16 protein-coding genes are annotated in these 14,774 nt (G+C 51.3%); 11 read left to right on the top strand and 5 right to left on the bottom strand.

Features of this window, described 5'->3' with window-relative positions:
- The first annotated feature begins 224 nt into the window (after positions 1-224).
- The 5 genes from lexA to BLV87_RS02660 all read left to right on the top strand — a co-directional run bounded on the left by lexA (position 225) and on the right by BLV87_RS02660 (position 4,687).
- The gene (gene lexA, locus BLV87_RS02680; RefSeq protein ID WP_093065156.1) at positions 225-836 is read left to right on the top strand and encodes a transcriptional repressor LexA; all 612 of its coding nucleotides are present in this window, start codon (positions 225-227) and stop codon (positions 834-836) included.
- A gap of 23 nt (positions 837-859) precedes the next feature.
- Positions 860-1,165: a hypothetical protein gene (locus BLV87_RS02675; RefSeq protein ID WP_093065154.1), complete on the top strand. Its 306-nt coding sequence runs from the start codon at positions 860-862 to the stop codon at positions 1,163-1,165.
- A gap of 114 nt (positions 1,166-1,279) precedes the next feature.
- The gene (locus tag BLV87_RS02670) at positions 1,280-2,761 is read left to right on the top strand and encodes a hypothetical protein (RefSeq protein WP_093065152.1); all 1,482 of its coding nucleotides are present in this window, start codon (positions 1,280-1,282) and stop codon (positions 2,759-2,761) included.
- 118 nt (positions 2,762-2,879) lie between these two features.
- Positions 2,880-4,064: a FimV/HubP family polar landmark protein gene (locus tag BLV87_RS02665; RefSeq protein WP_093065150.1), complete on the top strand. Its 1,185-nt coding sequence runs from the start codon at positions 2,880-2,882 to the stop codon at positions 4,062-4,064.
- A gap of 20 nt (positions 4,065-4,084) precedes the next feature.
- Positions 4,085-4,687, top strand: coding sequence for a lipase family alpha/beta hydrolase (locus BLV87_RS02660; protein ID WP_093065148.1), 603 nt, complete (start codon positions 4,085-4,087; stop codon positions 4,685-4,687).
- Here the strand turns inward: BLV87_RS02660 and waaC are convergent.
- Positions 4,680-5,660: a lipopolysaccharide heptosyltransferase I gene (gene waaC / locus BLV87_RS02655; RefSeq protein WP_093065146.1), complete on the bottom strand. Its 981-nt coding sequence runs from the start codon at positions 5,658-5,660 to the stop codon at positions 4,680-4,682. The two genes, BLV87_RS02660 and waaC, sit on opposite strands and share 8 nt — an antisense overlap.
- Before the next feature lie 447 nt (positions 5,661-6,107).
- On the opposite strand from waaC, the gene BLV87_RS02650 reads away from it, so the two are divergent.
- Both BLV87_RS02650 and BLV87_RS02645 read left to right on the top strand, forming a co-directional pair.
- Positions 6,108-7,103, top strand: coding sequence for an adenosine kinase (locus tag BLV87_RS02650; protein WP_093065144.1), 996 nt, complete (start codon positions 6,108-6,110; stop codon positions 7,101-7,103).
- Between the two features lie 25 nt (positions 7,104-7,128).
- Entirely contained in the window at positions 7,129-8,043 is a 915-nt protein-coding gene (locus tag BLV87_RS02645; RefSeq protein ID WP_093065141.1) for a hypothetical protein, read from the top strand.
- Positions 8,044-8,070: 27 nt separating this feature from the next.
- On the opposite strand, the gene ribF is transcribed toward BLV87_RS02645, so the two are convergent.
- Together ribF and BLV87_RS02635 are read right to left on the bottom strand one after the other, a co-directional pair.
- Entirely contained in the window at positions 8,071-8,991 is a 921-nt protein-coding gene (ribF, locus tag BLV87_RS02640) for a bifunctional riboflavin kinase/FAD synthetase (RefSeq protein WP_093065139.1), read from the bottom strand.
- A gap of 9 nt (positions 8,992-9,000) precedes the next feature.
- The gene (locus BLV87_RS02635; RefSeq protein WP_093065136.1) at positions 9,001-9,465 is read right to left on the bottom strand and encodes a tRNA (cytidine(34)-2'-O)-methyltransferase; all 465 of its coding nucleotides are present in this window, start codon (positions 9,463-9,465) and stop codon (positions 9,001-9,003) included.
- A gap of 89 nt (positions 9,466-9,554) precedes the next feature.
- Between BLV87_RS02635 and BLV87_RS02630 the strand changes: the two genes are divergently transcribed.
- Positions 9,555-10,793 carry an ATP-binding protein gene (locus BLV87_RS02630; protein WP_093065134.1) on the top strand — a complete coding sequence of 413 codons (1,239 nt, stop codon included), beginning with the start codon at positions 9,555-9,557 and terminating at the stop codon, positions 10,791-10,793.
- Here BLV87_RS02630 and BLV87_RS02625 read toward each other — a convergent pair.
- Positions 10,790-12,064: a dihydroorotase gene (locus BLV87_RS02625; RefSeq protein ID WP_093065131.1), complete on the bottom strand. Its 1,275-nt coding sequence runs from the start codon at positions 12,062-12,064 to the stop codon at positions 10,790-10,792. The genes BLV87_RS02630 and BLV87_RS02625 overlap by 4 nt on opposite strands.
- Complete coding sequence (locus BLV87_RS02620; RefSeq protein WP_093065129.1) at positions 12,061-13,056, bottom strand: aspartate carbamoyltransferase catalytic subunit; 996 nt, start codon at positions 13,054-13,056, stop codon at positions 12,061-12,063. The genes BLV87_RS02625 and BLV87_RS02620 overlap by 4 nt, the downstream gene beginning before the upstream one ends.
- A 118-nt stretch (positions 13,057-13,174) precedes the next feature.
- Here BLV87_RS02620 and ispH point away from each other — a divergent pair, with 118 nt between their 5' ends.
- The 3 genes from ispH to BLV87_RS19200 all read left to right on the top strand — a co-directional run bounded on the left by ispH (position 13,175) and on the right by BLV87_RS19200 (position 14,704).
- Positions 13,175-14,113, top strand: coding sequence for a 4-hydroxy-3-methylbut-2-enyl diphosphate reductase (gene ispH / locus BLV87_RS02615; RefSeq protein ID WP_093065126.1), 939 nt, complete (start codon positions 13,175-13,177; stop codon positions 14,111-14,113).
- Positions 14,114-14,237: 124 nt separating this feature from the next.
- A complete protein-coding gene (locus BLV87_RS02610; RefSeq protein WP_245706887.1) occupies positions 14,238-14,444 on the top strand; it encodes an inner membrane CreD family protein in 207 nt (68 codons plus the stop codon).
- A gap of 101 nt (positions 14,445-14,545) precedes the next feature.
- A complete protein-coding gene (locus tag BLV87_RS19200) occupies positions 14,546-14,704 on the top strand; it encodes a hypothetical protein (RefSeq protein ID WP_175517813.1) in 159 nt (52 codons plus the stop codon).
- The last annotated feature ends 70 nt before the right edge of the window (positions 14,705-14,774 follow it).

The following is a 14,774-nucleotide window of genomic DNA, read 5'->3' as shown; positions in this document are numbered from 1 at the left end:
GATTAAAGCAATTATTTTAATTAACAAAATCAATGCTCTAGTTTTTATCAGTCAACTAGTGATAACACCAACATAGTGCATTTCATACATCACACAGCTACCGCTCATCGGCAAAACCGAACAAAAAGCGAATATATGGCAAGTATTTTTGATTGGCGTATGTCCAAACTAAACCGTATATTTAGTTCGTGTTTTGTTCGGTTTGTTGATGAGGAAACAGCATTATGCTCACACGCAGACAACAGCAGATGATGGACATCATCCAGTCCCTGTACGCCCGTAACGGCTACGCCCCAACCTTGGATGAAATTGCGCAGGCAGGTGGAATATCCACCCGCAGCACCGTTCACCAACATGTGCAGGCACTGATCCGGGAAGGCCGCCTGCAAGCCACAGCGGGCAAGCGTGCCTACCGGATGCCTGAAACGGCAGTGGCGCGTCACCCGCAAATGCCGCTCAGCCTCGGTTTACCACTCGCGGGGCGTATCGCGGCGGGTAAACCGATTGAAGCTATCGCTGGCAAAGATGAAATCAACCCCAGCGACCTTTTCAGTGGCAACGGGCGTTACGTGCTGGAAGTACGTGGCGAATCAATGATAGACATCGGCATTATGGACGGTGATTTCGTCGTCATTCAACAACAGGAAAATGCCCGTGATGGCGACATTGTTGTCGCTTTGGTCGAGCGTGAAGAAGCCACTCTCAAACGCCTGTACCGCCAACCCGATGGGCAAATCGAATTACGCCCTGAAAACAGCCAGATGCAACCGATGGTCTATCCGGCGGAAAGTGTACAGGTACAGGGCAAAATGGTCGGTTTGTTCCGTAGTTATTAAACAGAAAATTTAGGAGTAACCTTATGAATATTGAGATGCAAACACCTGCAACAGGGATACAGGAAATACCCGATAAACCAGAATGGGGACAAGTCTGGAAAGTCACCCGCGCCTTATTGGTCGTTTGGGCATCGGCAGTATGGGCTTTGCTGATCCTGCTGCCCGGTTTAGAACAAATTATTGATATAGAAACAGCGATGCTGCATTTACCTTACATGCTGATTGGCTTGGCTTTGGTCGGGGCAGTGGTGGCAGCCCATAGCTTGCATGCAGATCGGCACTTGTTATGGTTTCTAGGTGTATTACTGATGTTGGCTGGCTGGATGTAAATCATGAGACAGAAACAGTCAGCATAAAAATGGCGTGATGAAAGTTGCCGCTTTCAACACGCCGGAGATTCCCGCTATCACTGGGTTAATAGTTAAAGACAGGAAGGTTTTATTATGACGGATTCCAACACAAATACCAACTTGGATCGACCAGCGCACCTGATCACCACAAAATCATTGCGCGACATCCTCGGCGACCTACGCAAAGCCGAAGCATGGCTATTGATGGCTGCTTTTGCTGCATTCCTCGCCTCCGCATTTTTTGTCGTCAAATATTTTGTGGGCGGGGAAATGGATCCGCCCAATTGGAGTGGCGAGCAATGGGCAAATGCGATACTAGGACTAGGCATTACCGCCGTGATCACCGCCGCACAGGCATTTTTGTATGCCAGTGGTTACAAAGGCCCAGCAGCTGTAGTAGCAACCGTCATTGTAGTGTTTTTCGGCTTATTTTCTGAAGTATCGCAATCCATGGAACGTGAGGATGCCACTGTGCGGCAACGTTCTGAAGGGTCGCCCGTGTTTCAAGCCGCGTTGGGCAGCATCCAAAATTTGAGTGTGCAAGCGGCAACACCTTCAGGCGCAACCGCACAACTGGCGGCAGCGCGAGGCACACTGGTAAGACACGAGGCAGAACTCGCGGCTTGCCGTGCCAAATACCGTACTGATGCCCGCATCCAACAATGCGAACGCTACGAACATGCCAAAATTGCCGAAGCCAAGGGCGAAGTTGCCGCTGCCGAAGCAGCTGCCAGTGGCTCAGCGGCAGTCGTGGGTTCTGCGCTTAGTGCTGCCATTACTCAAGCGAAAACGCTGGAATATGACGAAGACAAACACTACGCCATGATTCGCTTACTTAAGGACTTGCTTAATGTAGGCGGTATTTGGGCATCCTTCCTGTTTTCGGTCATTATTATTGGTACATTTGAATACGCTTTTCACTTTGTGGGCAGTTACGTAGCCGATCATAAACGCGCCTTACTCCTGATGGGGCGGGATACCCGTGGCGAATTAATCCACCCTGATACGGACGCAAGCGTGGGCAGCAATGTTAACGGCATCCCCAGAGACTTCGGCAATACAGAGCGTAATCAGTACCTCAATCAGATTACACCAGAACGTACCGAATCCGCCGATACCAGCAATATCCGCATCAAAGATGAAACCGTACCGGTACAAGCCGATATGCCCCCGGTAATGGCTGAAACCAACACTGCAACGCTGGATGATTCACGCTCGGATCCGCCAGAATCCAAGGTGCGTGACCTGACCCGCGAACGCTTTTTCAAACTGATTTACATGGAAGTGCGTTCACGCATCCTCAATGGCGATGTCAAACCCACAGTACGCCCTGTAACCGATGCAGTGACTGACGTCATTCGCCATCACACCAAGGCATTAGGTTTACAACCGTCTTTAATTGGCAAACCCGAACGCCAGAAAATTGCGGAAAAAATCCTTGAAAAGCTGGAACGTGAAGCGGTACTGGAACTGAATCCCCAACAAGGTGTCGGAAAACCTAAATACCTGCTGGCAAGCCGCTGGGCAAACCAGTCTGTACCGGAAATACCGATGCCGGGGCAAGCCATCCGGTAAACCGTGCAGAGTGGCTGACATCAGGTTATGATTAACTGGGCTGTTGATGATCCGACGGCATTTGCCGTGCGGATCGTCTATATAAAAGATTAACTTAGACTGTCTGCGCGGAACTATCATGAAATATAAAATACTTGCCGTTGCCACTGGGCTGCTGCTGGCGGCATTACTCACCAGTTTACCTCCTGCTTATGCCGCCGCCAGTTACGGCCCGGTGAAAAATAATGAAACGTTGTGGGATATTGCGAGTCGCCGCCGCCCTTCCTATGACGTTAGCGTGCCACAAATGATGGCAGCCATCCGCGCTCAAAACCCACAAGCTTTTATTGATGGCGACATTAATCTTCTAAAAAGAGGCGCTTACCTAAAAATTCCGATTATGCCAGAAGTTAAGCAAAACGCAGGCAAACAAGCCTCTCTTGCCAGCTTACGTGCTGAAATCCGCCGCTTACGTGGTCAGCTTAAAACAGAACAACAACATAGCGCCACCTTAGCCAAACAACTCAAAGCGTTGCAGGCTACGCAAGCAGCAACACCTTCCACGACGCCTCTTCCCGAACAAGCACAGGTCGCACAACTGCAAAACGACTTAATGATTAAATTACAAACCGAACTAACCGAGTTAAAACAGCAGGTACAGGCCAAAGATGCACGCATCAAAGAGTTAGAAGCGGCGTCTGTACAAGTAGCAGCCCTACCGAATGCCACCAGCGATCCCACTACCAGCGTCACTCCGGCACAAGCACAACAAGACGATGCCGCTATGCAAGCAGAACTGACTGAACTCAAACAATTGTTAGAGCAACGCGATACCCATATTCAGAACTTGCAAGCCTCCTTGCGGGAAGCCAGCATATCCATCAAGCGTCAGTATGCAGAAAGCCAAGAACTTTATGGACGTCTGAAAGAACTCGAACCTGGTAATGCGGTTACTGCACCACAACTACCAGCAAAACCGGGCAGCACAACTCCCCCCAACCTGACGTTAGCAGCCAACCCAGAAGCCGACCAAACTCCGACGGCTCCACCTGAACAAGCACCGGTCTTTACTGATCAGCTCACGCCACCAACGGCAACGACTGAAGCAGGGAAAGCAGAGAAACCCGGCACTTCCTTGCAAAACATCTTAGAACAACAGGTATCAGGCAGTAAGGATGGTAAATTGCCAGCCCCAGCTCGCGTCTCGTTAGTGGTTGCGTTGATTTCTTTGATGTTTATTTTAGCATTACTATGGCGTTCACTGTCGCAACGACGTGCCTTAAATCGTGAGGAAGAACGCCTGCGGGCAGAACTGGAAGGTTAGCCATTACCACCTCAACCATCGTGCTCTTGCACGGCATTTGGATGCGCCCGCTGGTATTACAAACGCTAGCAAGACGCTTACGGCAAGCAGGTTACCTTGTCAAAGTACCTGCTTATGCCTCTGTTAGTCTGACACCTGCTCAAAATGCTGAGCGCTTATACTGGTTTATCCAACGCTTATCCACAGATTATCTGCACCTCGTCGCACACAGTTTGGGTGGAATTGTTGCGTTGCATTTGTTGAGTCAACACCCCGAACTACCACCGGGTCGTCTCGTTACCTTAGGTACACCGATTCAAGGCAGCAAAATTGCGCGAATGATCAAACCCTTACCACTATTGGGCTTGGCATTTGGTAACAGCATGGATGCAGGTTTAGCCGGTGTTAATATACCTACTAACATTGGACGTGAATGGGGAGCGATTATCGGAACCTTGCCATTAGGTTTGGGTTCACCCTTTTTATTGGGTGAACCTAATGATGGTGCGGTCAGTGTTGCAGAAGCATACCATCCGGCACAAACAGTTCGTATCCAGCAACGGGTATCCCACACAGGGATGCTGTTTTCCCCACTGACATGTTCTTATATCCAACATTTCCTGCGCACAGGTCAGTTTATCTAAGCAACAGATTCAGCAAACGCTGGGTAACCGCTTCAACATCCTGCGTGTCTGCACCACTGAGATTTTCCAAGGTGTTAGTGCTGCGGCTGTTACCCTGTACGCCAGTCAAAGTAGGCTGAGTAACCGGATACAATGCCAAACCCGGCTTATCCAAAGCGGCTGCAATATGCATCAAACCCGTATCCATGCCGATAACCCCTACTGCCTGCTGCATGATGGCGGCGAGTTCCCCTAAACCACTACGCGGCAGTACCTGTACACCCTCAGTGACTTGAGCAAGCCGTTGCGCCCGTGCGTGTTCACGTGCATTTCCCCAAGGCAATAAGGTGCTAATCCCTTGTTCTGCCAGCGCAGTCAGCAGGATTTGCCAGTGTGTTTCCGGCCATTCTTTGTCAACCCGGCTAGTCCCGTGTAAGCCAACCACGTAGCGGCTGGGAAGTGGTAAATTAGGCAAAGGGTAAGTGCCACCTGCAATGCCGTGCTCCAGCGGCAAGGTTTCAATACTGTACCCCAAGGCATGTGCCAACAACAGACGGTTACGGGTGATCGCATGACGCTGCTTATCGACACTAAACCCTTGTTGATACAACACACTAGCCAGCGGTTCACGGATGCTATGGCGGTCATAACCGTAACGTTTTCCTTGGGCGAAAGCTGCAATCAGGGCGCTTTTCAGCAAACCCTGTGTATCAATAATTGCATCATACTGCACCTGGTGTAAGCATCGGTGAAAGGCGCGTATTTCCTGCCAAGTTGTTCGGTTAAACACGTGTTTGCGCCAGCGACGTATGGCAACTGGCAAAATATTCCCGACAGATGGATGCCAGGCGGGAACTTCAGCAAAATTTTCTTCCACAACCCAATCAATGTTCAGCCCTGGTCGTTGGTAGCTGGCATCAGTAATCGCGGGCAGCATGTGCACGACATCACCCAAAGATGATGTTTTAATGATCAGAATGTTATGTGCTGACATCAGACAAGCTCCACGTGAAACATCGCCTCTAGGTAAACATCCTGTTGACAGCGATTGTGGATAAGTCTGCCAGCCCGATAAAAAGATAGGAGGTTTGACACCATTACACCTTGTTGAGTTTTTTTAGACGCCTTGCTGAACCTACTATTAAAAAAACAGATTTATTCGACAAATGGCGTAAATTACCAGACTAACGATATGTAGGCATCGACTACATCCCTCTTACACCAACAGCTAACAGCTTTTTTTATGGGAAAACCACTGTGTTGATAAGCTTCTTTCCTGTGGATAACTTCGTGGATAACTCTGGGGAAAAGTTTGTGGGTAAGTGTGTAACGTTAAGCTGGTTCACGGTGGCACAGTGTAGCAGATTGCAGGGTAAATGCTGGAAAAGAAAACCTAGATAAGGTACAAGGCATTTTCAAGCAATAATCTGACGGGGACACGATGAAATACGACGTATTCGGTATTGGCAATGCGCTGGTGGACAAAGAATTTGAAGTGACAGAAGACTTTTTGGCAGCACATGGCATCCAAAAAGGCATGATGACCCTGATTGATGAAGTGAAACAGCAACACTTACTCGCTGGTTTGACCGACACTTTTGGGTTGAAAAAGCGTGCCAGTGGTGGTTCAGCCGCTAACAGCATCGTAGCGATTAGTCAGTTTGGGGGTAAAACGTTTTACGCTTGTAAAGTGGCGAATGATGAAACTGGCGAGTTTTACATGCATGATTTACACGCCGCTGGGGTGAATACCCGCCTTGATCAGGTGCGTGGAGCCAGCGAAGGCGTAACGGGCAAGTGTATGGTTATGGTGACACCCGATGCGGAACGCACCATGAATACGTTTTTGGGGATTACTGCTGACTTTTCCGAAGCCGAATTGCACTTGGATGAACTCAAGCAATCCAACTATTTGTATATCGAAGGCTATTTGGTGACCTCAGATATATCACGAGCAGCCGCTTTAAAAGCCCGACAAGTCGCCAAGGAGCATGGGGTAAAAACGGCGATGACATTCTCTGACCCGGCAATGGTGCGTTTCTTCCGTAGTGGTGTGGATGAGATGCTGGGCGATGGTGCAGATATTTTATTCTGCAATCGCGAAGAGGCTAGTGTCTTTACCGGCAAAGATGATCTGGAAGAAGCCATTCGCGCAATTAAGCCTTATGCAGGGAAATTGGTGATAACCTTGGGCAGTCAAGGTGCATTGGTCGTCGATGAGACTGGGCGCACTGAAATTGCGGCACATCCAGTAACAGCGGTCGACACTAACGGGGCAGGTGATATGTTTGCAGGTGCATTCTTATACGGCGTCACCCAAGGCATGGATAATGCGCAAGCAGGGAAACTAGCGAGTTTATCCGCAGCGCGAGTCGTAACCGTGTTCGGGGCACGTCTAAGCAAAGCGGCGCATCAGGAAGTGCTCGCCATTATTTAATCCATTTTAAGGGCAGGACATAACAATGAATCTGAAGATTAAACACATTTACGCAGTCACACTGTTAACCTTAACCAGCACCCTCGTCGCCTGCGGCGGTAGCGATACCGGCAGTGCAGCAACTGCCAATAACGCCTACACCGGCGCACGCACACTCGCCGCCTTAAATAGCAACAATCAGCAACTTTTCTACAGTGCGCTTGAATTGTCCTTGCTGAATTTAAGTGAAACCAGTGAATTAGCGGCAAAATCCAGCGACCCAAGCGTCACCAGTTTCGCCCTTTTATCCCAACGTTATGCACGCTTGGCAGGGGCGATTGATGAATACATCGCAAACCAGAACTATCAAGCACGGACGATTAATGACAGTGTACCCTGCACCAATGGTGGCTCAATCACCATTAGCGGCACACTGAATGACCAAACCAACACCGGAACATTAAACGTTTCCCACAACCAGTGTGCAGAAGATGATGTCGTTATCAACAGTGTTGGCACATTAACGATCAACAAATTTGACACGAATTTACTGAAAATTACTGACTTTACCGTCAGTGGAACGGGCAGCACGTTATATAACGGCGTTACTTACACCGAAACCGGCGTACAACAATTTGCCGTTGACCATTACAACGGGCAGCTCACCGCTGTTTCTAACATAACCCGCAAAGCAGGCGGGCTACAGTTGTTAGAAAATAATCTCGTCCTCATGGTTAACCAAGGCAATATCACGTTCTCAGGTCAATTGTGTGAAGGAGTAGAGGGCTGCGTGAATATCACGACCCCAACACCTTGGAGCACTAGTGATACGACTGGGGAAACGCTTCTGAGTGGTGCCAACAACAGTAAAATTCGTATCCGCTCGGTCAGTGGGTTTGAATGGTTAGACTTAGATGCCAACGGTGATGGTATCTACGAAACCACCACTCGCGCCGAGTAAGGACACCAACACCGTTTTGCAGGTGCGTCATGCTAAGGCATGGCGTGCCTGTACAGCATCCCGCGCAATTTGGGCTTGCAACGCATCCAGTGACGCAAATTTCATTTCGTCACGGATGAATGCCACGGGTTCTACGCAAATATGCTTACCGTACACCTGTTGGGCAAAGTCGAACAGGTGGACTTCCAGCCGGTTTTCCACGCCATGCACCGACGGACGTGTGCCTAGATTTGCCACGCCGTTGATGGTTTCCTCACCCAGCCCGTACACCTTGACTGCATACACCCCACGGCGTAACGCAATATGTTGTGGCACACGCATGTTTAACGTGGGAAAACCAATGGTGCGCCCACGTTTGTCACCGTGGCGGACGCGCCCTGAAATCCGGTAAGGTTTGCCCAATAATTCCGCTGCCAAACCCAATTCTGCCGTACTCAATGCCAGTCGGATACGGGTACTGCTGACCCGCTCATCGGCGTGCAGAAATGTCGGCGTATCCACCACCTGCATCCCGGCTATTGCCCCCATGGCTTGCAACAAGTGGTAATCGCCGCGCCGCCCTTTGCCAAAGCGGAAATCATCGCCCACCACCAGATAGCGCACCTTCAAGCCATCCAGCAAGATATGTTGCACAAAGTCTTCTGCTTCCATATTAGCAAGCTGCTTGTTGAAACGTAGGCAAGCGAAGCGCTCAACCTGCATCGCTTCCAGCAAGCGTAATTTGTCACGCAACGCATAAATGCGCGGTGGTGGCGGCGAGCGGAAGAACTCAATCGGCAGCGGTTCAAAACTGATCACCGTTGCAGGCAAACCCAAAGCTTGCGCCTTCCATTCAACATGTTGGATAACCGCTTGATGCCCTTTGTGCAAACCATCGAAATTGCCAATGGTGGCAACACAACCGGGGTCATGAGCAGGAGCGGGTAAGATACGGCGTAGTAGTTTCATGTGTCGAGTCTAGCCTAATCCCGCAAAATGTTGTTGACGCAATGCCTCATACACCACGACTGCTACGGTATTCGACAAATTCAAACTGCGACTATCCGGCAGCATCGGTACGCGCAACGTCAGCTCATCCGGCAGGCTCAACAACAAGGCTTCTGGCAAACCCCGCGTTTCAGGGCCAAACAACAACACATCCCCCGGCTGAAACTCGGCATCGCTGTAGCGCGTACTCACTTTGGTACTCAGCGCGAACACGCGCTTGCCCTGCATCGCTAGGTTAAACGCGGCAAAATTCTCGTGTTCTTGCACCACGGCTAAATCACGGTAATCCATTCCCGCCCGCTTGACTTGCTTCTCATCCAGCGAAAAACCTAGCGGATGGATTAGGTGCAAACGGCAGCCAGTGTTGGCGCACAAGCGCATGATATTGCCGGTATTCGGCGGAATTTCGGGTTGGTAAAGCGCAATATCAAACATCAAAAAACATCCATTTCATTCCTGATCGTAGGGCAACATAATCCTGATTTCACGCTATACTAATCCTAATCTTACGACGTAGGTATCGCATGAATAACGCCTCATTATACCCCAGACTACTGCTAACACACGTACAAGAAGCATTAGCTGATACACCCGTAGTATTGATTACTGGCCCACGTCAAGCAGGAAAAACCACGTTGGTACGCCAATTAGCAGGCACTGGGATGCGCTACCTGACACTGGACGATAACCTTACCCTGTTGGCGGCGCAACAAGATCCAGTCGGTTTTATCCGTACTCTTGATCGGGCAGTGATTGACGAAATCCAGCGTGCGCCGCAACTGTTGCTGGCGATCAAAAAGACCGTGGATGAAGACCGCCGACCGGGGCGTTTCCTGCTAACGGGTTCTGCCAACTTAATGACGTTGCCCTTAGTAGCGGATTCATTGGCAGGACGCATGGAAACCCTTCCCTTGTACCCGTTTGCTCAGGCGGAAACCCATTATCAAACAAGCTGTTGGCTAGATGCTATCTTTGCGGGAAACATCCCTGTGACCACTCAACCCCTGCTGGGTGATGACCTGATGGAAGCCGTTTTGCAGGGCGGCTATCCTGAAGCCTTAACCCGCCCGAATCCACGCCGCCGTCAGGCATGGCATCGTCAGTATCTTGATGCACTCATCCAACGCGACGTGCAGGACATTGCCACCATCGACAAGTTGGGGCAACTCCCCCTTTTTCTACGCGCATTGGCAGAAATGGCAGGGCAACTCTGCAATTACAGTCAGTTAGGCGCACAAATGGGGATGGATGCCAAAACAGCCAATAAATACATGGGCATTTTCGAGCAGATGTATGTGCTGAAACGCATTCCGGTGTGGGCGGGTAATCGTCTCAAGCGCGTCCTCAAATCCCCCAAACTGCAATTTATAGATTCCGGTTTGCTGGCTTCTGTGCGGGGGTTGACGGTGGATAGCCTCAAACGTGATCGCACTTTGTTCGGCGCATTGCTGGAAACTTTTGTGTATGCCGAATTGCTCAAGCACAGTACCTGGGCGCAAGCGGATTACCAAATCCTCTATTACCGTGATACTAACCAGTATGAGGTCGATTTTGTGGTGGAAAACAGAGCGGGTGAACTGATCGGCGTGGAAGTTAAAGCCTCCGCCACGCTCACCGAAAAAGACCTGCGCGGGCTGAAACGGCTGGCGGGTTTGGCAGGCGATGCCATGAAGTTAGGTGTGATTCTGTACGATGGGACGGAAGCACTGCCATTGGGCGAAAAGCTCATGGCAGTGCCGTTGTCGAGTTTGTGGGGTCGTTAGCTGCTAAACACCGTCTTCCCTGCCAATAACGTGCGTTTCACCGCACCGTTAAAATTCCAGCCACCAAACGGCGAATTGCGCCCGTTGCTGTGCATCGTATTCAGATCCAGCTCCCACAAGGCGGATGGGTCAAACAGCACCAAATCAGCCGGAGCACCTACATTGATCTGCCCTGCCTCGCTGTCAATGATAGTCGCGGGGCCTGCGGTGATCTTACGCAAGGCTTCTGGCAAGCTCAACACCCCGTCTTCCACCAAGCGTAAGGTCAGCGGTAACAAGGTTTCCAGTGCCGAAATGCCCGGTTCAGTTTGCTGGAAAGGTGCCAGTTTAGCATCGACTTCGTGCGGCTGATGGTCGGAACAAATCGCATCAATCGTGCCATCCGCCAACCCTTCACGTAATGCATCCAAATCACGTGCTGAGCGCAACGGCGGCATCACGTGGCACAGCGGGTTGAAATCACTCACATCCATATCCGTCAGGAACAGTTGGTGGGCAGCCACGTCAGCCGTAATGTCGAGACCACTATCCTTGCCTTGCCGGATCAGGCGCACACTCAGTTTCGCAGACAACCGACAGAAATGCACTTTCGCCCCGGTATGGCTTGCCAATGCCAAGGTTTGCGCCACCGCCACCGTTTCCGCAGCAGATGGGATCGCAGGCAAGCCCAAGCGAGCCGATACTTCACCTTCGTGCATAAAGCCACCCGCAGCCAGTGCGTGTTCCACGGGGTAAATGAACACGGTCAAGTCATGAGTGGCAGCGTATTCCATTGCACGGCGCAAGGTTTGCAGGCTATGGAATGGCTGCCGCCCATTGCTCATGCCCACGCAACCGGCGCGTTTCAGGCTTGCCATATTGCTGAGTTGCTGACCTTTTAAGCCTTGAGTCAAATTACCCAACACTTCAACATTGGCGTAGTGCGCCCGCCGGTTGAGGTCGTATATCAGTTTGACCTGCGCTGCATTGTCGAAATTGGCACCCGGTTCAGGCTGGTAGCACAACGTGGTAATGCCACTACTGGCAGCAGCAAAGGTTTCGCTGGCGAGGGTGGCTTTATGGTCTAACCCCGGCTCGCGCAAACACGCCGCCAAATCCACTGCACCGGGGAATACCCACAAGCCTTGCGCGTCGATGGTTTCATCGGCAGAAAATGCGGCGGAGGCTTCTGCCAACGCGGTAATCCGCCCACCGTCGATCAGGACAGTGCGCTGCCCATCCAGCCCACTAGCGGGGTCAATCACCCGTGCATTGCGTATCAGCAAGCTCATGCTGCACCTCCCTGTGAACCCATAATCATTGACATCACCGCCATGCGCACCGCAATACCGTTGGTAACTTGCTCCAAAATCACCGACTGCATTCCGTCCGCGACCCGCGAATCAATTTCCACGCCGCGATTAATAGGGCCGGGATGCATCACGATCGCATCAGGTTTGGCAAGTTGCAGGCGTTCTTCGGTCAAGCCGTAGAGCTTAAAAAATTCGCGTTCGGAGGGCAGCAAGGCGGTCTGCATCCGTTCGCGTTGCAGACGCAGCATAATCACCACATCCACATCCTCAATGCCTTCTTCCATGTGGTGAAACACGTTCACGCCCATTTTCTCGATTCCGGCAGGCACGAGTGTTTTCGGCGCAACCACGCGCACTTCCCCAGTTGCCAACGTGGTCAGCGCGTGGATTTGCGAACGTGCCACCCGTGAATGCAGCACGTCCCCGACAATCGCTACTTTCAAAGGCTGAAAACTGCCCTTTTTTTGGCGGATGGTGAACATATCCAACATCGCTTGGGTGGGGTGCGAATGCCGCCCATCGCCCGCGTTCAACACGCTGATGTGCGGGGCGCAGTAGCGGGCAATGAAATGCGCCGCACCCGCGTGTTCATGACGCACCACGAACATATCGGCGTTCATCGCTTCCAGATTGCGCACCGTATCCAGCAAGGTTTCGCCCTTGGAGGCGGATGAGGTGCGAATATCGAGGTTAGTGACATCTGCGCCCAAGCGTTGCGCGGCGATTTCAAACGTGACGCGGGTACGGGTGGAGTTCTCGAAAAACAGGTTCATGACCGTTTTGCCGCGCAGCAAGGGGGCTTTTTTCTGCTGTTTATTCGGCAATGTGACGAATTGTTCGGCGCGATCAAGAATTTCTTCCAACAATAGCGGCGGCAAACCTTCGATAGTCAGAAAGTGTTTCAACTTGCCGTCTTTGGTCAACTGCATACGCGACGGTAGCGGCCCTGGGGAAAGGTGAGCGTGGAGCATGGATGCACTCGCTTTTATTTTGAACACTAAAGGTGCGCGTATCTTACAAGGTTGCGATGGTAAAGCGAATAGCGTAGCTTAGTTTTCCTGTAACAAACGACCGATGGGGACTCCCTTCATGCAAGCCATTCTCGCCAACCCACGCGGCTTTTGTGCCGGTGTTGACCGCGCTATCGAAATCGTTGACCGCGCCTTGGAAATCCTCGGTGCGCCCATCTACGTGCGTCACGAAGTCGTGCATAACCGTTTTGTGGTGAACAACTTACGGGAAAAAGGCGCGATTTTCGTGCAAGAACTCGACGAAGTGCCAGACGATGCCACCGTCATTTTCAGCGCCCACGGGGTATCACTCGCGGTGCAGCAAGAAGCCAAACGCCGTGGCTTGAAAGTATTCGATGCCACCTGCCCACTGGTGACGAAAGTGCATATCGAAGTGATGCGTTACAGCCGCGAAGGGCGCGAAACCATCCTCATCGGTCACAAAAATCACCCCGAAGTCGAAGGCACAATGGGGCAATACGATACGTCTTTCGGCGGCGCAGTTTACCGCGTTGATTCCCCGCAGGAAGTGGCAGAACTGGTGGTGAATAACCCCGAAAAACTGGCATTCGTCACCCAAACCACCTTATCGGTGGACGACGCCTCCATCGTGATTGACGCTTTGCGTGCCAAATTCCCTACCATCATTGGCCCCAAAAAAGACGACATTTGCTACGCCACCCAAAACCGTCAGGATGCGCTGAAAAAGCTCGCGGATGAAAGCGATATGATCTTGGTGGTTGGTTCGCCCAACAGTTCTAACTCCAACCGCTTACGTGAAATTGCCGAAAAGCGCGGCACACCCGCTTACTTGATTGATGGCGCGGAAGACATCCGTGCCGAATGGCTGGAAGGCAAGCAGTGCGTCGGTGTAACCGCTGGCGCATCTGCCCCCGAAGTGCTGGTGGAAGGCGTAATTGCCCACCTGCAAGCACACGGCGCACAGGTGCGAGTACAAGATTCAGGCATCACCGAAAACGTATCGTTTGTGTTACCAAAGGCATTGCGGCGCGATTAATCCGGCGAGCCTGCCACTGCACGAAAGCTGCACCAAACTCCGCTGCTTTTCCACATTGCCCCCATCAATCCTGCATTATTGTTCTTTATGATGACACTCGCCCTGTCATCATAAGGAGTCTTTCATGTCGAATCAGCGTTACTACCTCAAACTCGCACTCATCGCTTTTCTGATTATTTTATTGCTGATCCCGCAAGCCTTCATGTTAGGGTTAGTGGGTGAACGCGAAAGTTGGCGCTCTCAAGCGTATCAAAGCATCGAACAAAGCTGGCCGGGTACGCAAACGCTGGCAGGCCCGGTGCTCACCATTCCCTATACGCATCAACTTTAAGCCCTCCATTCCCTAACTTGCTGTAATCTCATCCAATTATTAGGTTTTTTCCTCCGTTTGTTTTGTCGGCAAGCGGTTGAAGAAGCGAAGAGTTTTGCCAGTTGCTTGAGGCATTTTATCAAGCTGCGTCGCTCAGCGATGCAGGCGGCAAGATGGGAAGCCTGTTCCTGAATGGCTTGAACACCTTTGGTGAGGCTGCGCTGGGGTATTTCCCACAATCCGGTGAGCATGATCCAGTGTTGGATGAGGATAATCAGTAATTTGACGTAGATTTCACACAAAATTCGCCATACGTTGGCACTTCTGGAAACCGCGAGGCGACTTTGACTT

Source organism: Thiothrix caldifontis (assembly GCF_900107695.1).
Taxonomy (GTDB): Bacteria; Pseudomonadota; Gammaproteobacteria; order Thiotrichales; family Thiotrichaceae; genus Thiothrix; species Thiothrix caldifontis.
Note: the sequence above shows the minus strand (reverse complement) of the source record. Positions and strands in the feature narration are given on the sequence as shown.